This window comes from Streptomyces sp. NPDC041191, assembly GCF_055591945.1.
Window position 1 is genome coordinate 469,841 of the sequence record NZ_JBVIZC010000001.1, and the last position, 26,168, is coordinate 496,008.

Below are 26,168 nucleotides of genomic sequence, written 5' to 3' on the forward strand. Positions count from 1 at the left end.
GGCGGGGACATGGGGACGGGCGGGCACATGGGCGAGAAGGTGCGCTGGGGGATCCTGGCGACGGGCGGCATCGCGGAGCGCTTCACCACCGATCTGCTGACGCTCGACGGCTCCGAGGTGGTGGCCGTGGCGTCCCGCAGCGAGGCGCCCGCGAAGGCGTTCGCGGAACGGTTCGGGATACCGAGGGCGTACGGGGAGTGGGCCGGTCTCCTCGCCGACGAGGACGTCGACGTGGTGTACGTGGCGACCCCGCACCACGCGCACCGGGCGGCGGCCGGCCTCGCCCTGGAGGCGGGGAAGGCGGTGCTCTGCGAGAAGGCGTTCACCCTCAACGCCCGGGAGGCGGAGGAGCTGGTCGCGCTCGCCCGGGATCGGGGCCTCTTCCTGATGGAGGCCATGTGGACGTACTGCCATCCGCTGGTCCGGCGGATCGCGGAGCTGGTGCGCGACGGGGCGATCGGCGAGGTCCGCACGGTCCAGGCGGACTTCGGGATCGCGGGCCCGTTCGCGGCGGACCACCGGCTGCGGGACCCGGAGACCGGCGGCGGGGCGCTGCTCGACCTGGGGGTGTACCCGGTGTCGTTCGCGCAGCTGCTGCTCGGGGAGCCGGACACGGTCCGGGCGCACGCCCTGCTCTCGCCGGAGGGCGTCGATCTGAACACGGGCGTGCTCCTGGGCTGGTCCGGGTCGGGGGCGTCGGCCCTGCTGTCCTGCTCGATCGTCGCGGACACGCCGCGGACGGCCTCGGTGACGGGGACGCTCGGGCGGATCGACGTGCCGCGCGCCTTCTTCGCCCCGGAGCGGTTCACCCTGCACCGCGACGGCCGCGAACCGGAGGAGTTCGTGGCGGAGGGCGACCCGCACACCCTGCGGCACGAGGCCGCCGAGGTGGCGCGCTGCCTGCGGGCGGGCGGGACGGAGTCCCCGCTCGTACCGCTGGACGGCTCGCTCGCCGTGATGCGGACGCTCGACGCGGTACGGGACCGCATCGGCGTCCGCTACCCCGGGGAGGCTCCGCTCACGCCGGGGTGAGCCCCGGGTTGCCCGCCTCGGTGACGAAGGAGGCGGCGGTGGTGACGGGGGCGCCCGGGGTCGTCACGTAGGGGACGGCGCGGAAGTCGGCGCGGGCGCTCTCCCGGCCGAGGGAGACCTTCACGTAGCCGCGCCGCCCGTGGAAGAACCGCAGGTGCGGGTTGGCCCGCATGAGCTTGTCGTAGTTCGCGGGCCGGTCGGCGCCGTCCTTGCCGCTGGTGATCGAGGTGGTGACGATCTCGGTGCCGACGGTCCGGGAGGACGGGTCGCGGAAGTCGGCCTTGAGGTCGAGGCCGTAGGCCACGTGGACGTCGCCGGTGAGCACCATCAGGTTCTCGACGCCGGCGGCCTCTGCGCCCGCCAGGACGCGCCGCCGGGAGGCCGGGTAGCCGTCCCAGGAGTCCATGGAGAGCTTGAAGTCGGCGGTGGGCCGGTCGCGGCGCTCGGCGAACACGACCTGCTGCGGCAGGACGTTCCAGCGGGCCCGGGAGCGGCGCCAGCCGTCGAGCAGCCAGCGCTCCTGGGTGGCGCCGGTCAGGGTGCGCGACGGGTCCTCGGACGCGGGGCCGGGGACCTGCCAGCCGTCGCCGTACGCCTGGTCGGAGCGGTACTGGCGGGTGTCGAGGATGTCGAACTGCGCGAGCCGCCCGAAGGACAGCCGCCGGTACAGCCGCATGTCGGGGCCGTCGGGGAGCTGGGGGCGGCGCAGCGGCTGGTGCTCCCAGTAGGCGCGGTAGGCGGCGGCGCGGCGGAGCAGGAACTCCTCCGGCGGAACGCCGTTCTCGGGGGTGTCGCCCGCGTAGTTGTTCTCGGTCTCGTGGTCGTCCCAGGTGACGACGAAGGGGTGGGCGGCGTGCGCGGCCCGCAGGTCGGGGTCGGTCTTGTAGAGGGCGTAGCGCAGCCGGTAGTCCTCCAGGGTGATCGTCTCGCGGTCGAAGACGGCCGGGAGGACGCGGTCGGTATGGGCGCGGGCGCCGCCGGTGGCGTTGACGGCGTACTCGTAGAGGTAGTCGCCCAGGTGGAAGACGACGTCCACGTCCTCCTCGGCGAGGTGGCGGTAGGCCGTGAAGTAGCCGTCGTGGTACGCCTGGCAGGAGACGGCCGCGAGCGAGAGCGCCGCGTTGTGGGCGCCGGGGGCGGGGGCGGTGCGGGTGCGGCCGACGGGACTGGTCCAGGCACCGGCGCGGAAGCGGTAGAAGTACACGCGGCCGGGCTCCAGGTGCTCGACCTCGACGTGCACGGTGTGCCGGAACTCCGGGTGGGCGGTGGCGGCCCCGCGCCGCACGGGCCGCCGGAAACGCTCGTCGCGGGCGAGTTCCCAGTGGACGGTGACCCGGTGGGCGGGCAGTCCGCCGTCGGGTTCGAAGGGGCGGGGCGCGAGCCGGGTCCAGAGCAGGACGGAGCCGGGCAGCGGGTCGCCGGAGGCCACGCCCAGGGTGAAGGGGTCCTCGGTGACGTGCCGGGCGTCGAGTTCGGCGGCGGCGGCCGAACCGGCGGCGGGCAGTTGGGTGGCGAAGGCGAGCGCGGCGGCGGCCCCGGTGGCGGTGAGGAATCCCCGCCGCCCGAAGTGGCGTGCGGCGGCCCGGAGTTCCCCGGAGTGCTGGTGGACGTGGTTCATGTGCCCCTCCCCTGACGGTTGCTGTGCGCCCGTCATTCCACGGGCACGGGGCGACACGGCGCTGTCGGCCACGGGGCATCCACGTGTCGGACGGATGAGTTCACGGGGCACGCGTCTCGCGTACGCTGCGCCCCCATGAGCATCGCAGTGGTGACGGGAGCGGGTTCGGGCATCGGCCGGAGCGTGGCGCTCGCCCTCGCGGCGGCGGGCTGGTCGGTGGCGCTCGCGGGCCGCCGGACGGGCGCCCTGGAGGAGACGGCGGCGGCCCTTCCGGCGGGCGACTTCCTGTGCGTCCCGACGGACGTGACCTCGGAGGACGAGGTGGCGGCCCTCTTCGCGGCGGTACGGGACCGGTACGGGCGCGTGGACCTGCTCTTCAACAACGCGGGGACGTTCGCGGGCGGCGGCGTCCCGGTCGAGGACCTGGACCCGGCGACCTGGCGGGCGGTGGTGGACGTCAACCTGACGGGGGCGTTCCTGTGCGCGCGGGCGGCCTTCCGGGCCATGAAGGAGCAGGAGCCGCGGGGCGGCCGGATCATCAACAACGGCTCGGTCTCGGCCCACGCGCCGCGCCCGCACTCGATCGCGTACACGGCGACGAAGCACGCGGTGACGGGCCTGACGAAGTCCCTCTCCCTGGACGGGCGTCCGTACCGGATCGCCTGCGGCCAGATCGACATCGGCAACGCGGCGACCGACATGACGGCCCGCATGCGGACGGGCATCCTCCAGGCGAACGGCGAACTGGCCCCGGAGCCGGTGATGGACGCGGCGGACGTGGCGGCGACGGTGGTCCACATGGCGAACCTGCCGCTGGAGGCGAACGTGCAGTTCGCGACGGTGATGGCGACGGCGATGCCGTACGTCGGCCGGGGCTGAGCCCGGCCGACGTACGGCCCCGGTCGGGGGTGTCGTCCTCGTGCCCGGGTTCCGGGAAGGTATGCGCGGCGGCGACCGGGTGCCCGGGGACGCAGGGCGGGGGCCGGGGGCCGGGGCGAGCGGCGAGGTCCGGGGCGGGCGGCGTCCCCCCGTCCCGGCTCCCCGGGGGGACCCCGCCGTACGCACGCGCGTGCCGGCGGCCGGGCTCGGGCCACCCGGGCGAGCGGGACGGGCCGTACACGGGCCGCCGTGGCTCCGCCGCGACGGGGCCACGGCCTCTCGGCACGGTGACGGCGGTGGTTACGCTTCGGCCCGTCGCCGAGGACAGATGCGGGAGCGTGTGCGTGAGCGGGCAGGAATTCGACCGGGCCGGGGCCGTCGTCCGGACCTTGCGGGAAGCGGCCCGCCGGGGCGGGGAGGGATGCGAGCTGTCCGCCGGCTTCACGGACGCCGAGATGGACGGCTGGGGCGTGCCGGTGCCGCCGGAGGTACGGGCCGTGCTGCGGGAGATCGGCGGGATGCGCCTCGCCGGCTCCCCCGGCGTGACGCACAGGTTCGGCCCGCACCGCCACCTGGAGGTCCTCGACGGCTTCTGGCACCTGGGGGACATGGAGACCGGAGAGGGCTCGCTGCTCGTGGGCGCGCGGGCCGCCGGATGGGGACCGGTGGTGAGCGCGGACCAGTGGAGCGACGTGTGCGAGGTGACGGTCGAGGCGCCCGACTTCCTCGGCTGGCTCACCGACCGCGCCGAACGCCTGGTGTCCGGCGTGCCGGGCCGGCCCGGACCGAAGGCGTCCGTCGAGGCGGTGGCGAGCATCGAGGTGGCGGGAGGAGCCGACGCGGAACTCGCCGGACTGGTCGGGGAGGGCGACCCGCTGACCGACCTGGTCGACCTGCGGGCCCTGCCCGGCTACCCGTGCCGGGTGGACTGGGAGCCGTACTTCTCCACCGCGGACGACACGCCCGGCACCGGTAACAGCCTGGTCCACTACCGCCTGGCGGGCGACGGCCGGGCGATGCTGCTGCACAGCGAGGTCACCGGGGACTTCCTGAGCCGGCCGGTGCGGCGGCACGCGGTCCCGGCGGACGCCGCGGCGCGGGCGATGGCCGAACTGCGCTCTCTCGCCCAGGAGTTCCCGGGCTACGTGACGATCGCACCCGGCTGCGACGACACAGAGATGGACGGATGGCCGGTCGCGGTGCCCGAGGACGTCCGCCGGGTGCTGCGGGAGACCGGCGGGGTGACCGTCGAGGGCATGCCCGGACTGCGGATGCGCCCCCGGGAGGCCGGGGCCGGGGTGGACCCGGACGTGCACCGGATGCTGGGCGGCGACGGCACGTACTGGCCGCTGGCCGAGGTCCACGGCCAGAGCGTCAGCACCCTGGTGCAGATACGCCTCGACCCGGAAACCGGGGAGTGGGGATACGCGGTCTCCGTGCCCGCCGACGTCCCGTCCCTGCGGGAGTACCCGGAAGTGACGCTGCTCGCGGAATCGCTGCCCGCCCTGCTCCTCGAGTACGCCCGGCGCGCCCGCCGGGCCACGGCCGAGCCCGGCTTCGCGGGCCGGGCCGCCGACGGCGGCGCCTGGCTCTTCTGCAACACCGGGAACCCGTGGCCGCGCCCCGTCGAGGTCACCGAGTGGAACGGCTCGGCCGACCCGCTCCTGGCGGAGGCGGCCGGACTGCCCCCGGGCAGCCGCGCCGCCGACCTGCGCACCGCCCCCGTACCGGGCGACCTGTGCTTCTACCGGGACAACGACTGGCCGTACCCCGACGAGGTCGACCGGCTGCACTTCCTCGGCGGCGGCCGGGTGGTGGCCGCGGTCCCCGCCGGGCGCTGAGGGGTTCGGCGGCCGGGCGTCCGGGCGGGGCGGGCGTCCGGCCGGAGCGGGCGTCCGGCCGGAGCGGGCGTCCGGCCGGAGCGGGCGTCCGGCCGGAGCGGGCGTCCGGCCGGGGCGGGCGTCCGGCCGGGGCGGGCGTCCCCGTCCGGATCGACTCCGTACGGGGACGCCCTCCGTCGCCCCTGGGGTCAGACGGTCCGCTCGACGCGTTCGAAGATGTCCGCGCCCGTCTCCCGCTGCCAGACCGGCAGGTCGGCCCAGTCGGCAACGTATCCGGGCTTCGGGTCCTCGAAGTGCCTGAACATCTGGGCGGTCCAGCAGATCGCGACGAAGCGGCCCTTCTGCTCGCGGGTGAGCCGGGCCGCGTGTCCGCCGCTGACCTCGATGAAGTCGCGCACCTGCCCGTACACGGCGGCCGCCGCCTCGCGCTCCCACGCGGGTGTCTCGTCCGACGGCGTGACGTAGCCGGGCTTGGGCTCGCCGGGGTAGTGCTTGTTCACCCCGTCGATCCACGCCTCGCGGAAGATCCGGCCGTCGTTCATGCGCGTGTCCCTCTCGTCGTGCGGTGCGCGGAAGCGCCGCGATCCGGTGATCAAGAGTCGAGACTCGGTCATCGGACATGAGCGGGGCAAAACGCCCTCGAAGCCCGTCCGGCTTCTTGCCGATGAATCCCGAATTCGACCGGTCGGCCGTCGGACGCCGGCGCCCCGCAGATCGACTCCGTACGGCTCCGCGTGACGCCCGCGTTCCACCGGTACTGGACCGGCCGGGCCCCTTTCCCGTGCTGGGAGCACCGGATCGCCCGACCCACCACCCTCCGGCCATGGACGACGAATCGCTCTCCCGATGGGCCGAGCGTCGGGACGCGAGGATCGGGCAGCTCCGCGCCGTACCCCTCGTGACCGGAGACGGCCCGAGGGCATCGCATCTGCACCCTGACGCGCCCCGCGCGATCCAGCGGTGGAACGGCCATCTGTGGGAGCCGCACGGCTTCGCGGCGAAGCTGACGGAAGCCAGGCGTGTCCTGTTTCCCGACGCCGAGTCCGCCGCCGCCCCCGAGGCGGCGCCGAAGCTCGGTCCGGGGACCGGCAGACACCGGAAACCTCCGGCGCCCTGACGGCTCCGCCGAGTGCCGGCCCGTCTCGTGCCGGCCGCCCGGCGCGGCTGCTTTCCCAGCGGCGCGGTCCGGTACGGGCCGGGGCGAAGTCTCAGCCACCCGCTCATGGGAAAGAGCCCCTGACCCGCTCTTTCGCTGGTCAGAGGCCCTGAGGGGCAGACGAGTCGGGCTGTACGCCGGGTTCTGTACCCCGGGACCTCGCGGTCGTCGGGGTGACGGCCATCCATCTAGGACCGGCGTTGCCGCCGGCCTCCTGCGGTCTACCCGCGGACTCGGGCGAGCAGCCCTCGAACATCCGCGCAGGGACACCGGGGTGTCCCCTCTTGACCTTGCTCCGAGTGGGGTTTACCTAGCCGCCTGAGTCACCTCAGGCGCTGGTGGTCTCTTACACCACCGTTTCACCCTTACCGAGGACCGGAGTCCCCGGCGGTCTGTTTTCTGTGGCACTGTCCCGCGGGTCACCCCGGGTGGCCGTTAGCCACCACCCTGCTCTGTGGAGCCCGGACGTTCCTCGGGAAGATCCGGAGATCTCCACGCGGCCGCCCGCCCGGCTCGTCTGCCGTGCCGCCCATGCTACCCGCCGCGCCGACCCGTGCTCGACCCCGCCGTGGCGCCGGGCTCCCGCCGGGCACGGGCCCGGCGCCACGGCGGGGTCGCGCTCACGCGGGCGCGAACAGCACCTTCGCCCGCCCCGGGTCCGCCTCCGCCAGTCTGACCCGCATCCACTCCCCCAGCGGCAGCGCGGAGTCGCCGCCCTCGATCCGGGCGACCACCGCCGGGTCGTCCAGGTGGACGGTGCCGGTGGACGGCTCGCGCTCCTTGACGTCGATCACGTACGCGTCGAAGAGTTCGCCGACCCGGTCCTTCAGGAGCGCCGCCTCCACGATGTCCACGCTCTCGCGCTCCACGGTGCCGGCGCGGCGTGAACCCGCGGCCATCTCCTCGGGCAGGGCCGGCAGGGCGGCCCGTACCCACTCGGGCGGTTCGTCCCCCGCCACCGCCGCCACGCACAGCTCGCTCGCGTACCGGTCGACGAGGCGGCGCAGCGGGGCGGTGCAGTGGGTGTACTCGTCGGCGACGGCGGCGTGCACGGCCGGGACGGGGACGTGGCCGTCGGTGAAGACGGTGTACCCGGCGCCCCGCAGGAGGGTGGTGCACTCCTGGAGGAACGCGGCGTGGCGCGGGTTCGCCGGGTCGGCGGAGCGGACCACGTCCGCGTACGGGACGTGGGGCGGCCAGTCGACGCCGAGGGCCCGCGCGGAGCGGCGGAGCCGGGCCACCGCGCCGTCGGGCGCGGTGGGGAGGGTGCGCAGGACGCCGGTGCCGGCGGCGGTCATCAGGTCGGCGGCGGCCATGCCGGTGAGCAGGGAGAGCTGCGCGTTCCAGCCCTCGGAGGGGAGCGGGGCCCGGTAGGCGAGGTCGTAGCCGCGGTCCCGTTCGACGACCTCCTGCTCGGGGACGTCGAGGGAGATCCCGCCGCGCTCGGTTTCGAGGGCCTCGCGGAGGCGTCCGATCTCGCGGAGCAGGGCGACGGGCTCCTCGGCCGTGCCGGAGTCGATCTGCCGCTGCACGCCCGCGTAGTCGAGTTTGGCGCGGCTGCGGACGAGGGCGCGGCGGACGTCGGTGGCGACCCTGCGGCCCTCGGCGTCGAGGTCGATCCGCCACAGCACGGCGGGGCGGACCTCGCCGGGGAGGAGGCTGGCGGCGCCCTCGGAGAGGACGGCGGGGTGGAGGGGGACCTTGGTGTCGGGGAAGTAGAGGGTGAGGACCCGCCGGTGGGCCTCGGCGTCGAGCGCGGAGCCGGGCGCGACGAAGGCGGCGACGTCGGCGATGGCGTAGTGGACGCGGTAGCCGCCGTCGGCCCTGCGGGACAGGTGCATCGCCTGGTCGAGGTCGGTGGAGGAGGGCGGGTCGACGGTGAGGAACGGCAGGTCGGTGGCGTCGTGCGCCGGGAGACGGGGTGCCTTCGCGGCGGCCTCGGCCTCGGCGAGGACGGCGGGCGGGAAGTCCTCGGGGATCGCGAGTTCGGTCCGGAGTGCGCGCAGGGCGGCCCGCAGGGGAGCCTCGGCTGCGCCGGTCACGTGGATGGGGCGGCGGGGCATGGAGAGAGCGTAGGGGGCGGGGGCGGTTCCGTCATGTCGGGAGGAGGCCGCGAGGGAGGCTCCGCCGTTCCGTCGTGGTACCTCGCGGGAGGCTCCGCCGTTCCGTCGCGGTACGGGGCGTTCGCGGCGGCCGTCGCGTACGAAGGCACCCCCGGGCCGTCGCGTACGAAGCTTCCCGGGCCTTCACCCACGAAGGCGATCCCGGGCCTTCCACGGCGCGGTGACGCCCACGGGCGTTCGCCGTGGAAGGCGCCCCACGGCCGTTCGCCCGCCGTACGGAGGTGCCCGCGGGCCCTTTGTAGGCTTGACCGCCGGGGCCGCGCCCCGGCCCCCGCCCGTACGAAGGAGAACCACCGTGCTCGTGCTGCTGCCGCCCTCCGAAGGCAAGGCCCCGTCGGGGAGCGGGGCCCCGCTCAAGCCGGAGGCGCTGTCCCTGCCGGGGCTCGCGGAGGCGCGGGCGGCGGTCCTGGACGAGCTGGTCGAGCTGTGTGCCGCCGACGAGGAGAAGGCGCGCGAGGTGCTCGGCCTGAGCGAGGGGCTGCGCGGCGAGGTCGCGAAGAACGCGGAGCTGCGGACGGCGGGCGCGCGGCCGGCCGGGGAGATCTACACCGGTGTCCTGTACGACGCGCTGGGCCTGGCGACCCTGGACGCGGCGGCCCGGGAGCGGGCGGCGGACTCGCTGCTCGTGTTCTCGGGGTTGTGGGGCGCGGTGCGGGTGACCGACCGCGTTCCGTCGTACCGCTGCTCAATGGGGGTCAGGCTGCCGGGCCTCGGCGCGCTCGGCGCGCACTGGCGGGGCACGATGGCCTCCGTGCTGCCCGGGGTGGCCGGGGACGGGCTCGTCCTCGACCTCCGTTCGGCGGCGTACGCGGCGGCGTGGAGGCCGAAGGGGGAGGTCGCGGCCCGGACGGTGACGGTACGGGTCCTGCACGCGCCGACCCGGAAGGTGGTCAGCCACTTCAACAAGGCGACGAAGGGCCGGATCGTGCGGAGCCTCCTGGAGGCGGGCGTGGTGCCGGACTCCCCGGCGGAGCTGGTGGAGGCGCTGCGGGACCTGCGGTACGTGGTGGAGGAGGGCGGGAAGCCGGGGGCCCTGGACGTGCTGGTGGACGAGATCCACTGAGACGTCGTTGCACCCTGCGCAACGCTCGTTGCGGAGAGCGCTCACCCTCGGCAGGATGAGGCCATGACGAGCGTGTTCGACCTTGCCCCGGAGTGCCCCGTCGTCCCCGTGGTGGTGATCGAGGACGCGGCCGACGCGGTCCCCCTGGCCCGCGCCCTGGTGGCCGGCGGGCTGCCGCTGATCGAGATCACCCTGCGCACCCCGGCGGCGCTCGACGCCCTGCGGGCCGTCGCGGACGAGGTGCCGGAGGCGGTCGTCGGCGCCGGGACCGTCGTCTCGGCGGCCGGGGCCGCCGACGCGGTCGGCGCCGGGGCCCGGTTCCTGGTCAGCCCCGGGTGGACCGGGCGGCTGCTCGGCGCCATGGAGGAGTCGGGGGTGCCGTTCCTGCCGGGGGTCTCGACGGTCTCGGAGGTCGTGGCCCTGCTCGAACGGGGCGTGGACGCCATGAAGTTCTTCCCCGCCGAGGCGGCGGGCGGCGTCCCGTACCTGAAGTCCCTCGCGGGCCCGCTCCCGGGGGCCCGCTTCTGCCCGACCGGCGGCATCTCGCCCGCCTCCGCCCCGGCCTACCTCGCCCTGCCGAACGTCGGCTGCGTCGGCGGCACGTGGATGCTGCCGCCCGACGCGCTCGCGGCCCGCGACTGGGCCCGGGTCGAGTCCCTGGCGCGCGGGGCGGCGGCGCTGCGGGCACCGCTCGGCGGCCGTTGAGCACGGCGGCCGAGCCAGGCGGTCACCCGGCGGTGGGCGAGCCCCCCGTCGGCTCTACCGCAGGTGCGAGGTGTCGTTGAGGAGGCGTACGGAGGCGTTGCCGTCGGCGTAGTAGGCGACGGCCGAGAGCGAGGCGGCCGACAGCTCCATGCGGAACAGGGATTCCGGCGGGGCGCCCAGGGCGAGCCGGACCAGGGTCTTGATGGGCGTGACGTGGGTGACGAGGAGGACCGTGCGGCCCGCGTGGGCGGCGGTCAGGCGGTCCCGGGTCGCGGCGACGCGGCGGGCGACGGTCGCGAAGCTCTCGCCGCCGCCGGTCGGCGCCGCCTTCGGGGAGGCCAGCCAGGCGTCGAGGTCCTCGGGGTACCGGGCGCGGACCTCGCCGAAGGTCAGTCCCTCCCAGGCGCCGAAGTCGGTCTCCCGCAGCCCCTGGTCGATCCGGACGTCCAGTCCGAGCCGGGCGGCGACGGCGGCGGCGGTCTGGCGGCAACGGGTCAGGGGCGAGCTGACGATCTCCTGGACCGTGCCCCGCGCGGCGAGCGCCCCGGCCACGGCCTCGGCCTGCCGCAGTCCGGCCGCCGACAGCCCGGGGTCGCTCCCCCCGCTCCCCGAGAACCGCTTCTCGGGCGTGAGCGCGGTCTCCCCGTGCCGCAGCAGTACGAAGGTCGCGGGCGCTCCCATGTCGGGGGCGGCCCAGCCCTGTCCCGGCGCGGCCGGGGCGGTGGGCTCCGCGTGCGTCACGGCGGCGGCCTCGGCCTCGAAGTCGCCGGTGGCCCCGCCGGGCGGGAACAGGCCGTCGTCGGGCCGGTCGGGAAGGGCCGTTCCCGAGGGTCCCGACGGCCGGGGAACGGACCCCGGCCAGGCGCCCGCACTCGTGCCCGTGCTCGTACCCGTGCCCGAACTCGTGCCCGTCGTGGCACCGGGAGTCCCGGCGGAGGGGGCCGGGCCGGAGGTCCCGGAGCCCGCACCCGTGAACAGCGCCGCCCGCGCCCGCGCGGCTCCCGCCGCCGCGTCGCCCGGAGGGCCCGACGGCGGCGGGGCGGCGGCGTTGCGGGCGGCGGAGGCGTCGAGGGCCGCCGTGGAGCCGGACGGCTCCCACCGCCGGCCGAGCCGCCCCGCGTCCATCGCCTCGTTCGCGAGCCGGTCCGCGTGCTTGTTCCGCTCGCGCGGGATCCACTCGTACCGGACCCGGCCCGCCGGGAAGACCCGGCCGGCCTCGGCCGCGAGCGGCTTCATGTCCGGGTGCTTGATCTTCCAGCGGCCGGACATCTGCTCGACGACCAGCTTGGAGTCCATGCGGACGTGCACGGTGGCGTCCGGGAAGAGCTCCCGGGCCGCCTTGAGGCCGGCGACCAGGCCCTTGTACTCGGCGACGTTGTTCGTCGCCACTCCGATGTACTCGGCGGTCTCCGCGAGCGTCTCGCCCGTCGCCGCGTCCAGGACCACCGCCCCGTAGCCGGCGGGCCCCGGGTTGCCCCGGGAGCCTCCGTCCGCCTCGACGACGAGTTCGCGCGCAGGGGTCATTACAGGCCGGACTCCGAGGTGCGGACCAGGATCCGGCGGCAGTTCTCGCACCGGACGACCGCGTCCCGGGCGGCGGCGCGGACCTCGTTCAGCTCGGTGATGTTGAGCTCGATGTGGCAGCCCTCGCACTTGCGCTGGTACAGCCGGGCCGCGCCCACGCCGCCCTGCTGCTCGCGCAGCTTCTCGTACAGCTTGAGCAGGTCGGCCGGGACGGAGCCCGCGATCAGCTCGCGCTCCTTGGCGACGGAGGCGGCCTCCGCGTCCAGCTCGGCCTGGGCGGCGTCGCGGCGGGCGGCGGCGTCGTCGGCCTTGGCCTGGACGGCGGAGACCCGCCCGGTCAGTTCGGTGAGGCGCTCCTGCGCGGACTCGCGGCGCTCCATGACCTCCAGGACGACCTCTTCCAGGTCGCCCTGGCGCTTGGCGAGGGAGACGATCTCGCGCTGGAGGTTCTCCAGGTCCTTCGGGGAGGACACGGCGCCGGAGTCGAGGCGCTGCTGGTCGCGCGCGGCGCGCTGGCGGACCTGGTCGACGTCCTGCTCGGCCTTGGTCTGCTCGCGGCCGCAGTCACTCTCCTCGGTCTGCGCGGCGACGAGCAGGTCGCGCAGCTGGTTGAGGTCCTTGGTGAGCGCCTCGATCTCGGCGTGCTCGGGCAGCGAGCGGCGCTTGTGGGCGAGCTGCTGGAGGCGGGTGTCCAGGGCCTGGACGTCGAGGAGGCGGATCTGGTCGGCGGGCGCGGCGTTCAGTTGGGGGCTCCAGGGGAGGTGTGGTGGGAGGACCAGGGGTCGGTGACCGTCTTCGAGACGTGGACGCGGAGGTCCCAGCCGTGACGGTCGGAAATCGCGTCGAGCTGGGCGGCGGCCTGCTCGCACCAGGGCCATTCGGTGGCCCAGTGGGCGGCGTCGACCAGGCCCAGCGGGGTCTGCAGGACGGCCTCGGAGGCGGGGTGGTGGCGCAGGTCGGCGGTGAGGAAGGCGTCCACGCCCGCGGCCCGTACGGCGTCGAAGAGGCTGTCGCCGGAACCGCCGCTGACGGCGACCCGGCGGACGGTCGTGCCGGGGTCGCCGGCGACCCGGATGCCCTGCGCGGTGGCGGGCAGCCGCGCGGCGGCGCGGGCGGCGAACTCGGCGAGGGTCTCGGGCTGGTCGAGCTCGCAGATCCGGCCGAGGCCGTTCTCCGGGACGAGCGGGCCGGTGACCCGCAGGCCGAGGGCGCCGGCGAGGGCGTCGGAGACGCCGGGGTCGGCGGTGTCGGCGTTGGTGTGCGCGACGTGGAGGGCGATGTCGTGCTTGATGAGGTCGTGCACGACGCGGCCCTTGAAGTGGCCGGCCGCGACCGTCGTCGTACCGCGCAGGTAGAGCGGGTGGTGGGTGACGATCAGGTCGGCGCCCAGGGCGACGGCCTCGTCGGCGATCTCCTGGACGGGGTCGACGGCGAAGAGGACGCGGCCGACCCGGGCGTCGGGGTCGCCGCAGACGGTCCCGACGGCGTCCCACTGCTCGGCCCGGTCGGGCGGCCAGAGGGCGTCGAGCTCGGCGATGACTTCAGACAGACGGGGCACGGGGGAAAGGCTACCTGTCCCCCGCGCCCCGCCGTCCTGGCCTGTGGACGACCCCGCCCCGCCGCCGACCCCGGCCCGCGAAGGGCCCCGCCCCGGGGACGACCCCGGCCCGCGAAGAGGTCCCGCCCCTGGAGCGCCCCCGAACCGCGAAGGCCCCCGCCCCGGGGGCGTCCCCGAACCGCGAAGGGCCCCGCCCCGGGGATGCCCCACGGCCGGGCGGTCCGCGTCCCGCCGCATCTCCGCCGCGCCCCCGCCGCGCCCCGCCGGGCGCCCGGCTTCGGTGAGGCTCCCCTTACTCCCCCTCACCGCGCGTCACTCCAGCACACACGGCCCCCTCTGCTCAGCCGAACCGCCGCAGGGCCACCCTTATGTGTGAAGTGACCGGGCTCGTGTTGTCCGCCGGGAACCGCGAAAACTAGCTTCGTCGCCGGAGGTGACGAGTCGATGACAGCCTGTGCCATCGAGATCCCGGCCGAGGACGACGACGCCGAAGGGAAGGACGACGGGAGGGCCGGCCGGCCGGCGGGGTTCGTGATCACGGCGAACGGCGCGTACGCCGCCGGGCTCGCGGGGACCGGGGACGCCCTGTACGCGGAGAGGTGGACCCTCGACGGCCCGGAGCCGTACGCCGTGCCGCTCCCGCTCGACCAGCCGGAGGAACCGCACACGCAGCTGCTGCCCCTCGCGGACGGCCGGGTCCTCGTCTGCCGCCGTGTGGACGGACGGCGGCACACGTTCTCGCTGCTCTACCCCACCGGCCCGGCCACCGGCGAGCTGCGGCTCGGTTCGGTGGACGCGCCCGGCTCCGAGCGGCTCGTCCTGCTCCCGCCCTCGCCGGACGGCATCTGCGCGTACGCGATGTGCGTCGGCCCCGACACCACGACGCTCTGGCTGGTGGCGGGCGGGGCCTTCGGCCCGGAACGGGTGGCGGAGGTCCGGGGCCACTGCGCGGGCGGCGTCTGGCTCGACCGCACGGGCCGGATGCTGGCCCTGGACCGGCGGCTCGGCGACGGGCCGGTGAAGGCGGTCGCCGTGGACCTGGAGCGGGGCGGCGAGGTGACGCCGCTGCTCCAGATCGCCGAGGACAGCGACGACCGGCTGCTGCTCGCGGACCCGGACAGCGGTCTGCTCCTGATCCGCTCGGACGCGCCGTCGCCGGGGCACGACCGGCTCGGCTGGGGCGTCCTCGGGAGCCTGCTGCCGGTGCGCTTCCCGGAGTGCCTGCGGCTCGACGACGCGGCGGTGACGCCGTTCGCGGTGCAGCCGGGGCAGGTGCTGATGCCGGAGAGCTGCGCGGTGGCGCTGCGGATCGACGCGGCGGCCGGGAGCTGGGTGGGGATCTGGCGCCCCTCGTCCCGCCGGATGGACCAGCTGGCCGCCCCCCGGGGCTGGGTGGCGGGCACGGGCCTGTGGACGGCCGGGGGCGTGCTGCGGCTGCCGTACGCGACGCCCGGGGCGCCGTGCGGCCTCGCGGCCCTGGAGGTTCCCGAGGAGCCGGAGGCCCGGCCGGAGCCGGTGGAGGTCCCCGAGGAGCCCCGCGTGTGCCGCCCCGTACCGCTCCAGCAGGCTCCCCTCACCGACCGCGGACCCGTTGGCTAGAATCGCGGGCCGCACGGCACGATCGATTTCTACGGGGTGAGTCGCACCATGTCGGAAGCAAGCACGGAGGGTACGGAGTCGAACGGCTCCGGACGGCATCGTGGCGGGGCCGCGCCGGCGGAGGACTCCTCGTCCTCCCCGCACGGCCGTCACCGCCGCGAGCCCGACGCGCAGTGACCGGAGCGTCCTGACGCTCGAACGGGCCTGAGGGCCCCGGGGTTTCCCGGGGCCCTCCGGCGTTCCCGGGCGTCCTACGCGTGCTCCACGAGCGCGTCCGTGAGCACGGGGGCGTCGTCGCGCTCCACCGCGGTGGCCGTCACCTGGACGCGGCCCTCCCCGGTCCACATCCGGATCCGCAGGGTCTCGCCGGGGAAGACCACCCCGGTGAAGCGGGCGTGGTACGCCCGGACGCGGGCGACGTCCCCGCCGAGCAGGGTGTCCACGACGGCCTTGAGGACCATGCCGTAGGTGCACAGGCCGTGCAGGATGGGCCGGTCGAAGCCGGCGAGGGCCGCGAACTCGGGGTCGGCGTGCAGCGGGTTCCAGTCGCCGGAGAGGCGGTAGAGCAGGGCCTGTTCCTCGCGCACGTGCCGTTCGACGGTCCGGTCGGGCTCGCGGTCCGGGGTGTCCAGGCGCCCGGAGGGGCCCCGGTCGCCGCCCCAGCCGCCCTCGCCGCGCACGAAGATCCGGGCCTCGCTGGTCCACAGCGGGCCGTCGGCGTCGGCGGTCTCGGAGCGCAGGACGAGGACGGCGGCGCTGCCCTTGTCGTGGACGGCGGCGACGCGGGAGGTGGAGACGGCGCGTCCGCCGGTGGGGAGGGGCCGGTGGAGGGTGATCGACTGGGCGCCGTGCAGGACGGCCATGAGGTCGACGTCGACGCCGGGGGCGGAGAGCCCGTCGACGATCCCCATGCCGCCGCCCGCGACGGTGGCAAAGCTGGGCAGGACGTGGAGCCGGGACTCCAGGGTGTAGCGGAGTTCGGCGGGGTCGGTCGCGGGCACTCCGGCGCCGAGGCCGAGGTGGTAGAGCTGGACGTCCTTGTGGTCCCAGGAGATCTCGGTGCTGCGGGGTTCGGCGGCGACGGCCTTGGCTGCGTCGATGGGCATCGGGCTGCTGCTCCTCGTGACGTGGGAGAACCCGGCGCGGCCGTCCGTGCCGGGTCCGGCCGGGAACCGTCCCGCACGCGGCTGTTCTAGAACGCGTTCTAGGCCGGTGGTCCCCATGTATAGCCGAGGCCCGGGAGGTTGGGAACCCTTGTGACGGTGCGTCAATAGTCGTACGGGAGAAGGCCGTCGGGACGTCCGTCGCGACCGGTCCCGTACGCCCGCGCCCGCCGGGCCGGGGCCTCCGCTCCGGCGTCGCGGCCGCGAGGAGAGGGCCCGCGAGGGGACGGGAGGTCCCCTCGCGGAGCCCGCTCACCCGCCCCGGCCCGCCGGAGGAGCCGGTCAGCCGATGATGGCGACCGGGGCGTCCCAGGCGTTGCGGTCGACGTTGATGGTGTGGCCGCCGCGGGTCTCCCTGCTGTTGGCCTTGTACTGGTGGCCCCGGCTGTGGTCGGTGTACAGCTTCGGGTTCCAGGGCCAGTCCCTGGTGGTGGTCTCCTGGCCGTTCCACTGGGCGTACCAGAGGTTGCCCGGCAGGTCCGTGCGGTTCTGGGCGGTGGCGATCGCCTTGGCGCCGGAGCTGCTGAAGCCGTAGAGGCCGGCGCGGTAGGTCCTGGCGCGCAGGGTCTTGCTGAAGGACCGGACGTAGGTCAGGGTCGCGTCGTTGCACGCCTTGTCGGCGGTGTTGTACGACTCCAGGTTCAGGTAGATCGGGCTGCCGGGCCTCATGCCGAGCGCCGACGCCTTGGCGACCGCGTCGTTGGCGTTGCTCGCTCCGACCGAGGCGGCGGTGGCCGCGGTGAACCGCTCCTTGTTCCCGCTCTTCTGGCAGGGCGGCTGGGCGCCGACGTACAGCGGGATGACCCGCCAGCCGAGGGTGTCGACCGACTTCACCCAGGACTTGGTGAGGTTGGGCTGGGCGCAGCCGCGGTTCTTCCCGCCGACGTAGACCGCGACGCCGCCGTAGTAGCCGTCCTTCCTCCACGCCTTCATCGCGGTGAGCGAGGGCGCGGTGCAGGTGTCGAACGCCCGCCCGGTGTAGGTCTTCTGCGCGGGCCACGCCGGGGCGGCCGTCGAGGTCTGCGCCGCGATCCCGGCGCCGGCGACGACGGCGACGCCGGTCGTCGCCAGGGCGATGTAGCGGCCTCTTCTGGACAGCCGGTGCTTCGGCATTTCCCACCCCATCCGAACTCACGCCCCGGCCCTCCGGGGCCCGTTCAGCCTAACCGGCCCCGGCGGGGGCCCGGGCCGGGGAGGGGCGCGAGGCGCCCGGCCGGACCGGCGTCGGGCGTCGGGCGTCGGTGCGGCACGTCCGGTCCGTCACCGGTCACGACGCGCCCTGTGCCGCCGGTTCGTGACGCGCGCGACCAGCGCGGGGACTCCGGCGGGCCGGGGTGATCCGAGCCGGTTGCGTAACGCGTCGGCGCCCCCTGGGCGGGCGTGATCCTCGGTCTCGGTGCCCGTCCCTAACCGACCAGGCGGCGGCGCCAGTCCAGGGGGGTGACGGTGATGGCCCGGCCGGGGTCTCCGTCCCATTCGGCGGGGAGGCCGACCGCCGTGAGGGCGGCCACGACCTCGTGGCCGACGGCCGCGGTGGTCCCGGGCGAGCCGTCGAAGCCGCCGTAGAGAAGCGTCAGTCCGTGGCCGGCCGCGGCGGAATCCGTGCACTGGGTGTGGAAGTAGACGAAGCCGCGGGCGTCGGGCTCTCCTTCACCGCCGATCTCGGACTGCCCGCAGGCACGGCAGCAGGTGAAGTTCTCGCGGGCGGTGATGCCGGCCTCCTCCAAGGCGGTGAACGCGCGGGTGAGCCGCTCGGGGTCGGTCTCGCCCCGCCACGCGGCCTGCTCCGCGACCCGCTCCAGCCACAACCGGTCGGCCAGCGCCTGCGCCTGTTCGCGCGAGACGGGCCGGCGGTCCCCGGTGACCAGGTACTCCTCCGCGACCTCGGCCAGTTCGGCGCGGGAGGCGTAGCCGCCGGCCAGCACTTCGCGGACGCGCCTCTCCAGCTCCTCGCGCTCGTCCTCACCGAGGTCGAGCGGCGGCACCTCGCGGGCGGGGCCCATGTCCAGCGGCGACCAGGACAGGCCGTCGTCCCAGCCGGCCTCCCGGCGGGCCCAGCCGGCCTCCCGGCGGGCCCAGCCGGTCATCGCGGCGGCCACGTCCCCGGCCCGGCCGGCCCCGGCCTGGAAGTGCCGGTCGGCGGAGCCGTCGCGGTGCTCCAGCGTGTAGTCGCCACCGGTCTCGTGCCAGACCTGGGCGAAGACGTCGGGCAGGTCGGGCACCCGCTGGACCACCAGGAACCGGTCGCCCTCGCCGCCGATGCGCCGGACCAGTCCGGCCAGCTCCTCGGCGGACACGCGGACGTGCCGCTCCCCGTTCTCCGTCTTCACCACGATGTCGAGCATGCGCAGACTCTGACACACCCCTCCGACAAAGGGCCCGCTGGGGACCAGCCGGTCCTACGGGCACCCGGCACCCCGGCGTCCGGACCCCGGCAGCCACAGCAGCATCAGGAGCGTCGCGCCGAGCAGGATCGCCGCCGAGACGCGGAAGGCCGCCGCGTAGCCCGCGGTGAGGGCGACCGGGTCCGGGGTGCCGTGGACCGGGCCCGTGACGGCGGCGGCGACCGTGGAGAGGGTCGCGAGGCCGAGGGCGCCGCCCATGGTGCGGGAGGTGTTGACGAGGCCCGAGACCAGGCCCGCGTCGCCCGGGGCGGCGCTGGAGGTGGCGAGGGTGGCCAGCGGGGTGGTGGCCAGGCCGATGCCGCCCATCATCAGGACGCCGGGGCCCAGGATCGTCGTCAGGAAGGTGCCGTCGGCGGTCATCGTGGACTGCCAGGCGAAGCCGGAGGCGGCGACGAGGGCGCCGGCGACGGCGAGGCGGCGGGCCCCGAGGGCCGGCATCAGGCGGGGCGCGGCCTTGGAGCCCAGGACGACGGCGAGGGAGCTGGGGACGAGGGCCAGACCGGCCTGGAGCGGGGTGTGGCCGAGGACGTTCTGCGCGTACACCGTCATGAAGAACCACATGCCGAAGGAGCTCGAACCGAACAGCAGGATCGCCGCGTTGGCCGCCGCGACCGTCCGCGTACGGAAGATCTTCAGGGGCATCAGCGGGGCCGCCGTACGGGCCTCGACCGCGACGAACGCGCCGAGCAGGACGAGCGCGCCGAGGAGCGTCAGGAGGGTCCTCGGCGCGCCCCAGCCCGCCTCCTCGGTCTGGACGATGCCGTACGCGAGGGTGGCGAGCCCGCCGGTGACGAGGACCGCGCCCGGCAGGTCGAGGCGGCGGGCGGTGCCGGGGCGGCTCTCGCGGAGCGAGAGGAGCGCGCCGACGAGGACGAGGACGCCGACGGGGACGTTGACGAGGAGGACCCAGCGCCAGGACAGCAGGTCGACCAGGAGCCCGCCGACGAAGCCGCCCGCCGCGCCGCCGGCCGCGCCGACCGCCGTCCAGGTGCCGATGGCCCGGGTCCGGGCGGGCCCGGGGGCGACCGCGTCGGTGATCAGGGTGAGGGTGGCGGGCGACAGGACGGCCGCGCCGAGGCCCTGGACGGCGCGGCCCGCGACGAGCTGCCAGCCCTCCTGGGCGAGGCCGCCCGCGACGGAGCCGGCGGTGAACACCGCGAGCCCGAGCAGGAACATCGCCTTGCGCCCGTAGAGGTCGGCGGCCCGTCCGCCGAGCAGCATGAACCCGGCGAAGGCGATCGCGTACGCGTTGAGCACCCACTGCAGGCCGAGCGACGAGAGCCCGAGGTCGGCCCGCAGCGACGGCAGCGCCACGTTCACCACGGAGACGTCGAGCACGACGAGGAACTGTCCCGCGCAGGCGATCAGGACGACCGCCCAGGGGCGGGAGGGGGGTATGGAGGGGGTGGTGGACGTGCTGGTGGCGGAGTCGGTCCGGGGCATGGGTGTCATGGTCGCAGACGCCTTCAGCCCCGTACATACGCCGGGGTCCCCCGCACGCGCGCCGGGACCCCGGGCGGCACGGGAAAGCCCGGCCGGAGCCCCGGGCGGCACGAGGAAGCCCCGCCGGAGACCGTCCGGCGGGGCTTGGTTCTCATCGGTTCGGCCCGCTCACCCGTCGTACAGGGCGGCGCGCAGACGGGCGGTCAGGTCGTCGCCCGGCACCTCGGTCCAGTCCGCCCCGGGCACCCCGGCGCGCAGGACCTCGTACCGTCCCTCCTCCGTTTCCCGCACCAGGACCTGTCGGCTCTCCCAGTGCATCGGGTCCACGCGCAGGCGGACGGCGCGGTGCGTCACCGTCGGGAACGCGTTCCGCAGCACCGCGTCCGCGTGGAGGCGGCGCAGGAGGTCCCGCAGTCCCCGGTGGTACGCGGACGAGAGGAGGTCGGCCCACTGCGTGGCGGTGGGCTCCCCGGCTTCGAGCGCCGCGGTGAACGCGGTGAGGTCCAGGAAGCCGAACCTCGCCTCCAGTTCCCCGTTGGGCACGCCCTCCCGCCACGCGGCGACCGCGTCCACGAGCGTCCCGAGGTCGTCCGTGGCGCCGATGTCCCAGCCGGCCTCGGGGATGTGGACGCGCAGCCGGAACGAGCGTTCCCCGGTCGCGGCGCCGACCGTCACCGTCAGGTAGCCCCTCGGCGTGTCGATGACGGCTTCGTCGGCGTCGGTGGCCCAGGGCGAGAGGCCGATGTCGCGGCCGCGCCGCTCCGCCGTCCGCCGCAGGGCCGTGACGAGGCCGCCGGCGGCGGTCACGTCCGGGTACCGGTCTTCCTGGTGCGCGTCCATGTCCGGCTCCTCAGCAGTGGCAGTAGCCGATGACCGAACCCTTCACCGGGGACAGGTCCCCGGTGAGTTTCGACAGGTCCGGCATCGCCGTCGGAGCGGCGAGCTCCATGGCCCCGCCCGGTCCGGTGGGCGTGTAGAACTGGATCGAGCTCCACGGTCGCTGGCCGTTGACGAGGGCCCTCGCGATCATGGACATCTCGTAGTCCGTGGCCCGTCCGGCCTCACCGTACTTCAGGCCGCGCTGGGCGGCGTCCACGAAGGTTCCGTACTGGCTCAGTCCCGTCATGTTGACGTGCAGGATCACCTTCGGGTCGGCGACGGCCTTCTCCACGATCTGGGCGAAGTCCCTCGGGGACGCGATGGAGAAGGTGGCGAACTTGTTCGCCCTGGCCCACTTGTCGAGTTCGCCACCGCGCTGCCAGCCCAGGGCCACGTTGCAGTTGTGGACGAGGACCGGGGTGACGCCCGCCACCACGAAGAACGTGTGCAGGTCGTCGACCGTGAGGTCGTGGACCGTGCTCGGGGCCAGGCCCGGGCGGTCGAGGAGGGCGGTCACCGCGCGGACGGAGCCGTCCGGGGTGCGCAGGCGGTCACCGGTGTGCAGGTCGGAGACCAGCGTCCAGCCCCGGTCCACCACGTAGAACTTGTGGCCGGCGGTGCTGGAGAGCTTCCCTCCGCCGGCGACGGTGATGTCCACCAGGCGCCGGGTGTCGTGCACGAAGGTGTCGGTGACCCGGCGGGCCCCCGTCCGGCCGGTGGCCGGGTCGGTGGCCCGGACGAGGTCGCCCACGCCCACCCGGCTGATGGGCCGCTGCGAGCCGTCCGCCATCAGCACCCGGGTGGTGCCGGGGAAGCTGTTGACCTTGCAGGCGGTGTACAGGGCTTCCTCGGCGTTGACCATGGCGTTGAGCTTGGCGAGGGTCCCGGGGTCCAGGTCGAGGACCTGGAGGGCCTTGAACGCGTCGCGGATGCCGGTGCCGGTCTTCATCGCGGCGTCCAGGGCGCGGATGCCTTCGAAGACCTTGCCGAACGCCTTGCCGGGGATGAAGTTGCTCGCCGCCCAGGCGCAGCCGGTGGCGCTGCCGTGCCAGCAGTCGACGAAGTCCTGGACCAGGACCGCCTTGATGAGCTTGTAGGTGAGGGTCTCCTGGATGAGCTCCAGCTTGGAGAAGTAGCGGGTGACGTCCTTCTTCAGGCCCGGGATGCGCTTGCTCTCGATGAGCAGGGTGTCCGCCCTCGGGCAGCTGCCCCCGCCGGTGGCCATGGTGGGGTCGGTGCAGAGGAAGAAGTCGACCACCGCGCTGAACGTGACGGTGAAGGTGGTGGTGCAGCCCTCGAAGCCGATCGTGATCACGCAGGGCTCGTGCTGCTTGGCCTCGGTGATCTCGATGCTGTCCTCGTCGACGACGTACCACGTGCCGCCGACCCCGGTTCCGGCACCGGTCGAGACCTGCTTGTTCGCGGCGTTGCGGGCCGCTTCCTCGGCCGCCTTCTGTGCCTCCTGGGCGTACTTGAGGGCGTCCTTGGCGGCCTGTTCGGCCTCGGTGGCGGCGGCGTCGGCGCGGTCGGCGGCGGCGCGGGCGTCCTTGGCGGACTGTTCGGCGGCGGCGGCGGCCTCGCGGGCGGCCTGGGCGTCGAGGGCGGCCTGGTCGGCGGAGGCGCGGGCCTGCTGGGCGTAGCCCTCGGCGCGTCCGGCGGCCTTGTCGGCGGCGGCCGCGTCCTCGGTGGCCTTGCGGTCGTACTCGACGGTGCGGGCCAGCGACTGGGACGCCTTCGCGGCAGCGGCGGCGGCGTCGGCCGCGTAGCCCAGGGCCTCCTTGGAGTAGGCGCGGGCGTCGGCCGCGTGTCCGGCGGCGTTGGCCGCGTACTGGTAGGCGATCTTCGCGTCGCCGACGGCCTGGTCGGCGACGTTCTTGGCGGCCGCCGCCTCCGCCCGCGCGTTCTGGGCGTGGGCGTCGGCGACGGCCTTCTGCTGGTCGGCGATGGTCTTGGACGCCTGGCCGGTCAGGACGACGAGGCCGGCGGCCGAGTCGGTGGTGACGTAGGGCGAGCCGAGCTGGATCGCGTCGTTGGCCGGCTTGGCGACCTGGACGGCGGCGTTGCCCGCGTCCTCGGCGGCCTGCGCGGTGACGTGGGCGAAGCCCGCGGCCTTCGCGGCGGCGGCGAGGGCCTTGGCGGCCTCCTTCTTCGCCTCGTCCGCCTGGGTCATGGCGGTCTTGGCCAGCTTCTCGGCCTCCTCCGCCAGCCTGACGGCGGTCCGGGCCTCCTCGGCGGCGTGCTGGGACGCCTTGATGGCGTCGGCGGCGGCGCTGGTCGCGGTCCGCACCGCGGCGTCGGCCCTCAGCTTGGCGGCCTGGGCGGCGTCCGCGTTCGCGCGGGACCGCTTGGCGGCGGCCTCGGCGCGGGTGGCGGCGGCGTCGGCCTCGGCGGCGGCCTGCGTGGCGGCGTCGGCGGCGGCACGGGCCCGGCCCGCGGCGGCTTCGGCGTCGTTCGCGTAGGCGTTGGCCGAGTCGGCGGCGGCCCTGGACGCCTGGGCCTGCTCGTCGGACTCGTGGGCCTCGGCGTACGCCTTCTTGGCGTCGGCCTTGGCGCGGGCCGCGTCCGCCTTCTGCGCCGCGTCCCACGCGTCGGCGTTGAGGTCGCGGGCGTTGTCACGCGCCTTGACCGCGTCGTTCTTCCGCGCGACGGCGGTCGCCTCGGCGGCCTCGGCGTTCTCCTTGGCGGTCTGGGCCTTGCCCGCCTCGGCCTGGGCGGTCTGCTTGTGCTGGGCGGCCTCGTTCTGCTTGACGGCGGCGGTGTCCTTCTCCGCCTTCGCCGTGGCCTCCTCGGCCTCGGCCGCGAGCCGCTTGGCGTGCGCGTCGGCCGCGGCGGCCTTGGCGTCGCCCTCGGCCTTCAGCGCGGCGGCGAGCTTGGCCTCCGCCGTCTCCTTGTCCTTCTTGGCGTTGTCGCGGTGGATCTTGGCGGCGTCGGCCGCCGCCTTCGCCTGCAGTTCGGCCGCGTGCGCGGCCTCCTTGCGGAACTCGGCGTTGACCTGCGCGGCCTGCGCGAGGGCCCGCTGGGTGATGGTGGCGCTGTCGCCCGCGGCGGCCCGGGTGGCGGCCTCGGCGGTCTCGCCGGCCTTCACCATCGCCGTCAGCGCGGCGACGGCGCCCTTGGTGACCTGGGCCTTCTGCTGTCCGACCAGGAGGCCCCGGCCGCGCGGGGCGCCCGCGGCGTCCGCGACGCCGTACGCGGCCTGCAGGGCCGCGTCGGAGGAGGTGGCCGACGTCTTGGCCTTCTCCAGCTGGGTCCTGATCGTGGCGAGGTGGGTCTTGGCCGCCGTCTGGGCGTCGGTGACGCCCTTCTTGGCCCGGTCGAAGTCCGCCTTCTCCGGGTAGGACAGGCTATCGGTGCCCTGGTGGCCGGACGGCTTGATCAGGTACTTCTGCGCGGCGGTGCCCTTGCAGTCCCACAGTCGCGCGTCGGTGCTCTTGGTGAAGGCGCTCAGGTCGAGGCACTTGCCCGTCGAGACGCTCTTCAGCGGCGCGGCGGCGCGGACGTCGCCCTGCCACGACTGGCCCTGGGACTTGTAGCAGTCCGAGATCTGGATCTTCGTGCCGTTGGCCGAGGCGTTCCCGGCGACGTCGAGGCACTTCTGCGAGCCGACGTTGCGGAGGTGGAGGTCGTCCTCACCGCCTTCGAGCGTCCACTGCTGGGCGGCGCCGCCGTTGCAGGTGTAGATCTGGACCGGCGTGCCGTTGGTCTTGCCGCCGCCCGCGACGTCCAGGCAGCTGCCCGCCGCGCCCGGCACCTGGATGGCGACGGGGCTGTCGCCGATCCAGCCCACGCCGCCTGCGGACCAGTGGTCCTGCCAGCGGGTGTAGTAGTCGGCGAGCCACGACTGGCCGAGGACCATGCTGAGGGCGTAGGTGCCGTCCTGGAGCGCCTTCGAGGCGTCCTTGCCCGCGGTGAGGATCTGCTGCCGCTGGGTGGCCTGGCCGGCGATCTCCCGCTGCCACTCGGCGTCGGCCTGCGCCACCTGCTTGCCCAGGACCCGGTTCGGGTCGATCGGGTCGTGCCAGCCGCACGCCCCGAAGCGGGCCTTCAGGTCCTCGACCGCGATCCGGAACTCCGGGGTGTCGGGTTCCGGAGCCGTACGGGGGAAACCGCCGGAGGCCAGGAAGATGCGGGCGTCGTCCGCGAACACCCGGGGGACGAAGAACTGGTTGGGCTCGATCTTCCCGGAGTTCTTCTTCCAGAGCGCCCAGGCCTCCTGCTCCTTGGCGTTCCCGCCCGCCGTGTAGAGCGGGTCACCGATCGCGAGCGCGGCGGCCTTCGTCTTGTCGTCGGCGGTGGGCGAGGAGTCGTAGAAGGGGTTGAACAGGTTGAGCGGGTCCGAGAACCCCTGGTACAGCCACGGGAGGAGTCCGGTCCGGTCGAAGATCTCGTCCGGGTCCTTCGGCTCGCCGGGGTAGGACTCCAGGCCGCTGGTGGCGGTGTTCCAGGCGTAGCCCTGGTTCCGGACCTTCTCGAGCCACTGGTCCTGGAGGGCGCGGTCCGCGTTCCAGGCCGCGTGCAGCGGGGTCTTGTCGTTGTACATGTCCCGTTCGAGCTGCTTGTGCATCTGATCGGGAGGCAGAACGAGGGCGTTCTGCGCGAGGGCGTGGATGTTGGGTCCGCCCATGCGCAGGCCCTCGGTGCCCATGCACTGGTCCTCGCGGAGCCGCTGGGCGGCCGTGGGGTCGTAGCCGTCGTACGAGTCGGCCGCCGCGGCCACGGGCACCGGGTCCGGCACGGCCCCGGGCCGCACGGCGAGGCCGCCGAGGACGGCCAGGGCGGCGACGGAGGTGACGGCGGTGGTGAAGGTGGTGGAGAGGAGGGTGGACGAGCGTGGTCGGGGGCTGAACAACCCCGTGGTGAACCGCAAGGGGGGCTTCCTTCACAGCGAACGGGAGCGGGCAGGGGTGACCCGGGCGACGTTCACAGCGAACGGGCACCGCGGCATGGCGGTGCCCTTCTCCCCGTGGCGGCACTGTCCCCCGACCGCCGATGACGTGCGCGCACCACGACGGAGTGGTCAGCTCCGGTACGCGCGGCGTTACTTAACCCCGAGTAAACCTCGCCCGGCAAGGGTCGATTCGGCGTCCGGAAGGCGGGACGGAAAACCGTTTGCGTGGACCCCCCGGCCAGGGAACACGCATTGGACAAGCTCACGAGCGGTGCGGCCTGTGGGGAAGCTG

19 protein-coding genes and 1 other RNA gene are annotated in these 26,168 nt (G+C 74.8%); 7 read left to right on the top strand and 13 right to left on the bottom strand.

Annotated elements, in window-relative coordinates; genetic code table 11:
• Nucleotides 1-27 precede the first annotated feature (27 nt).
• Nucleotides 28-1,032, top strand: coding sequence for a Gfo/Idh/MocA family protein (locus tag ACZ6AQ_RS02090; protein ID WP_468756774.1), 1,005 nt, complete (start codon nucleotides 28-30; stop codon nucleotides 1,030-1,032).
• On the opposite strand, the gene ACZ6AQ_RS02095 is transcribed toward ACZ6AQ_RS02090, so the two are convergent.
• Nucleotides 1,019-2,650, bottom strand: a complete 1,632-nt coding sequence (locus tag ACZ6AQ_RS02095) for an alkaline phosphatase D family protein (protein WP_468756775.1) — start codon at nucleotides 2,648-2,650, stop codon at nucleotides 1,019-1,021. The genes ACZ6AQ_RS02090 and ACZ6AQ_RS02095 overlap by 14 nt on opposite strands.
• A 135-nt stretch (nucleotides 2,651-2,785) precedes the next feature.
• On the opposite strand from ACZ6AQ_RS02095, the gene ACZ6AQ_RS02100 reads away from it, so the two are divergent.
• Together ACZ6AQ_RS02100 and ACZ6AQ_RS02105 are read left to right on the top strand one after the other, a co-directional pair.
• On the top strand, nucleotides 2,786-3,529 hold the full coding sequence (locus tag ACZ6AQ_RS02100; protein ID WP_468756776.1) for an SDR family oxidoreductase: 744 nt from the start codon (nucleotides 2,786-2,788) through the stop codon (nucleotides 3,527-3,529).
• Nucleotides 3,530-3,873: 344 nt separating this feature from the next.
• Nucleotides 3,874-5,370, top strand: coding sequence for a hypothetical protein (locus tag ACZ6AQ_RS02105; protein WP_468756778.1), 1,497 nt, complete (start codon nucleotides 3,874-3,876; stop codon nucleotides 5,368-5,370).
• Nucleotides 5,371-5,558: 188 nt separating this feature from the next.
• Here the strand turns inward: ACZ6AQ_RS02105 and ACZ6AQ_RS02110 are convergent, their stop codons facing one another.
• On the bottom strand, nucleotides 5,559-5,912 hold the full coding sequence (locus ACZ6AQ_RS02110; protein ID WP_468756780.1) for a hypothetical protein: 354 nt from the start codon (nucleotides 5,910-5,912) through the stop codon (nucleotides 5,559-5,561).
• Between the two features lie 281 nt (nucleotides 5,913-6,193).
• On the opposite strand from ACZ6AQ_RS02110, the gene ACZ6AQ_RS02115 reads away from it, so the two are divergent.
• Complete coding sequence (locus tag ACZ6AQ_RS02115) at nucleotides 6,194-6,487, top strand: DUF6087 family protein (protein ID WP_468756782.1); 294 nt, start codon at nucleotides 6,194-6,196, stop codon at nucleotides 6,485-6,487.
• Nucleotides 6,488-6,643: 156 nt separating this feature from the next.
• Here the strand turns inward: ACZ6AQ_RS02115 and rnpB are convergent.
• An RNA gene (gene rnpB, locus ACZ6AQ_RS02120) (RNase P RNA component class A) lies at nucleotides 6,644-7,042 on the bottom strand.
• Between the two features lie 104 nt (nucleotides 7,043-7,146).
• Nucleotides 7,147-8,589 carry an RNB domain-containing ribonuclease gene (locus tag ACZ6AQ_RS02125; protein WP_468756784.1) on the bottom strand — a complete coding sequence of 481 codons (1,443 nt, stop codon included), beginning with the start codon at nucleotides 8,587-8,589 and terminating at the stop codon, nucleotides 7,147-7,149.
• A 355-nt stretch (nucleotides 8,590-8,944) separates the two neighbouring features.
• Here ACZ6AQ_RS02125 and yaaA point away from each other — a divergent pair, with 355 nt between their 5' ends.
• A complete protein-coding gene (yaaA, locus tag ACZ6AQ_RS02130) occupies nucleotides 8,945-9,712 on the top strand; it encodes a peroxide stress protein YaaA (RefSeq protein WP_468756785.1) in 768 nt (255 codons plus the stop codon).
• 63 nt (nucleotides 9,713-9,775) lie between these two features.
• A complete protein-coding gene (gene eda, locus ACZ6AQ_RS02135; RefSeq protein WP_468756787.1) occupies nucleotides 9,776-10,417 on the top strand; it encodes a bifunctional 4-hydroxy-2-oxoglutarate aldolase/2-dehydro-3-deoxy-phosphogluconate aldolase in 642 nt (213 codons plus the stop codon).
• Between the two features lie 54 nt (nucleotides 10,418-10,471).
• Here eda and ACZ6AQ_RS02140 read toward each other — a convergent pair whose 3' ends face one another.
• From ACZ6AQ_RS02140 to ACZ6AQ_RS02150, 3 genes are read right to left on the bottom strand one after another with little or no spacing between them, the layout of a single operon-like run.
• Nucleotides 10,472-11,941, bottom strand: a complete 1,470-nt coding sequence (locus tag ACZ6AQ_RS02140) for a bifunctional RNase H/acid phosphatase (RefSeq protein WP_468756789.1) — start codon at nucleotides 11,939-11,941, stop codon at nucleotides 10,472-10,474.
• Nucleotides 11,941-12,684 carry a zinc ribbon domain-containing protein gene (locus tag ACZ6AQ_RS02145; RefSeq protein ID WP_468757064.1) on the bottom strand — a complete coding sequence of 248 codons (744 nt, stop codon included), beginning with the start codon at nucleotides 12,682-12,684 and terminating at the stop codon, nucleotides 11,941-11,943. The genes ACZ6AQ_RS02140 and ACZ6AQ_RS02145 overlap by 1 nt, the downstream gene beginning before the upstream one ends.
• Nucleotides 12,681-13,499 carry a Nif3-like dinuclear metal center hexameric protein gene (locus ACZ6AQ_RS02150; RefSeq protein ID WP_468756790.1) on the bottom strand — a complete coding sequence of 273 codons (819 nt, stop codon included), beginning with the start codon at nucleotides 13,497-13,499 and terminating at the stop codon, nucleotides 12,681-12,683. Before ACZ6AQ_RS02150 ends, ACZ6AQ_RS02145 begins: the two co-directional genes overlap by 4 nt.
• Before the next feature lie 444 nt (nucleotides 13,500-13,943).
• Between ACZ6AQ_RS02150 and ACZ6AQ_RS02155 the strand changes: the two genes are divergently transcribed.
• On the top strand, nucleotides 13,944-15,098 hold the full coding sequence (locus ACZ6AQ_RS02155; RefSeq protein ID WP_468756792.1) for a hypothetical protein: 1,155 nt from the start codon (nucleotides 13,944-13,946) through the stop codon (nucleotides 15,096-15,098).
• Nucleotides 15,099-15,349: 251 nt separating this feature from the next.
• Here ACZ6AQ_RS02155 and ACZ6AQ_RS02160 read toward each other — a convergent pair whose 3' ends face one another.
• The 6 genes from ACZ6AQ_RS02160 to ACZ6AQ_RS02185 form a co-directional block, all read right to left on the bottom strand.
• Nucleotides 15,350-16,204 carry a MaoC/PaaZ C-terminal domain-containing protein gene (locus tag ACZ6AQ_RS02160; protein ID WP_468756794.1) on the bottom strand — a complete coding sequence of 285 codons (855 nt, stop codon included), beginning with the start codon at nucleotides 16,202-16,204 and terminating at the stop codon, nucleotides 15,350-15,352.
• 339 nt (nucleotides 16,205-16,543) lie between these two features.
• Complete coding sequence (locus ACZ6AQ_RS02165) at nucleotides 16,544-17,374, bottom strand: glycoside hydrolase domain-containing protein (RefSeq protein WP_468756795.1); 831 nt, start codon at nucleotides 17,372-17,374, stop codon at nucleotides 16,544-16,546.
• 293 nt (nucleotides 17,375-17,667) lie between these two features.
• The gene (locus ACZ6AQ_RS02170) at nucleotides 17,668-18,606 is read right to left on the bottom strand and encodes a DUF6891 domain-containing protein (protein WP_468756796.1); all 939 of its coding nucleotides are present in this window, start codon (nucleotides 18,604-18,606) and stop codon (nucleotides 17,668-17,670) included.
• A gap of 54 nt (nucleotides 18,607-18,660) precedes the next feature.
• Nucleotides 18,661-20,118, bottom strand: a complete 1,458-nt coding sequence (locus tag ACZ6AQ_RS02175; protein WP_468756798.1) for an MFS transporter — start codon at nucleotides 20,116-20,118, stop codon at nucleotides 18,661-18,663.
• Between the two features lie 159 nt (nucleotides 20,119-20,277).
• Nucleotides 20,278-20,949 carry a hypothetical protein gene (locus ACZ6AQ_RS02180; protein WP_468756800.1) on the bottom strand — a complete coding sequence of 224 codons (672 nt, stop codon included), beginning with the start codon at nucleotides 20,947-20,949 and terminating at the stop codon, nucleotides 20,278-20,280.
• A 10-nt stretch (nucleotides 20,950-20,959) separates the two neighbouring features.
• Nucleotides 20,960-25,855: a ricin-type beta-trefoil lectin domain protein gene (locus tag ACZ6AQ_RS02185; protein WP_468756801.1), complete on the bottom strand. Its 4,896-nt coding sequence runs from the start codon at nucleotides 25,853-25,855 to the stop codon at nucleotides 20,960-20,962.
• Nucleotides 25,856-26,168 lie beyond the last annotated feature (313 nt).

Coding starts and splice junctions, on each gene's coding strand:
- ACZ6AQ_RS02090 (WP_468756774.1), top strand. CDS start 28: ATGGGCGAGAAGGTGCGCTGGGGGATCCTGGCGACGGGCGGCATCGCG.
- ACZ6AQ_RS02095 (WP_468756775.1), bottom strand. CDS start 2,650: ATGAACCACGTCCACCAGCACTCCGGGGAACTCCGGGCCGCCGCACGC.
- ACZ6AQ_RS02100 (WP_468756776.1), top strand. CDS start 2,786: ATGAGCATCGCAGTGGTGACGGGAGCGGGTTCGGGCATCGGCCGGAGC.
- ACZ6AQ_RS02110 (WP_468756780.1), bottom strand. CDS start 5,912: ATGAACGACGGCCGGATCTTCCGCGAGGCGTGGATCGACGGGGTGAAC.
- ACZ6AQ_RS02115 (WP_468756782.1), top strand. CDS start 6,194: ATGGACGACGAATCGCTCTCCCGATGGGCCGAGCGTCGGGACGCGAGG.
- ACZ6AQ_RS02125 (WP_468756784.1), bottom strand. CDS start 8,589: ATGCCCCGCCGCCCCATCCACGTGACCGGCGCAGCCGAGGCTCCCCTG.
- eda (WP_468756787.1), top strand. CDS start 9,776: ATGACGAGCGTGTTCGACCTTGCCCCGGAGTGCCCCGTCGTCCCCGTG.
- ACZ6AQ_RS02140 (WP_468756789.1), bottom strand. CDS start 11,941: ATGACCCCTGCGCGCGAACTCGTCGTCGAGGCGGACGGAGGCTCCCGG.
- ACZ6AQ_RS02155 (WP_468756792.1), top strand. CDS start 13,944: ATGACAGCCTGTGCCATCGAGATCCCGGCCGAGGACGACGACGCCGAA.
- ACZ6AQ_RS02160 (WP_468756794.1), bottom strand. CDS start 16,204: ATGCCCATCGACGCAGCCAAGGCCGTCGCCGCCGAACCCCGCAGCACC.
- ACZ6AQ_RS02165 (WP_468756795.1), bottom strand. CDS start 17,374: ATGCCGAAGCACCGGCTGTCCAGAAGAGGCCGCTACATCGCCCTGGCG.
- ACZ6AQ_RS02170 (WP_468756796.1), bottom strand. CDS start 18,606: ATGCTCGACATCGTGGTGAAGACGGAGAACGGGGAGCGGCACGTCCGC.
- ACZ6AQ_RS02175 (WP_468756798.1), bottom strand. CDS start 20,118: ATGACACCCATGCCCCGGACCGACTCCGCCACCAGCACGTCCACCACC.
- ACZ6AQ_RS02180 (WP_468756800.1), bottom strand. CDS start 20,949: ATGGACGCGCACCAGGAAGACCGGTACCCGGACGTGACCGCCGCCGGC.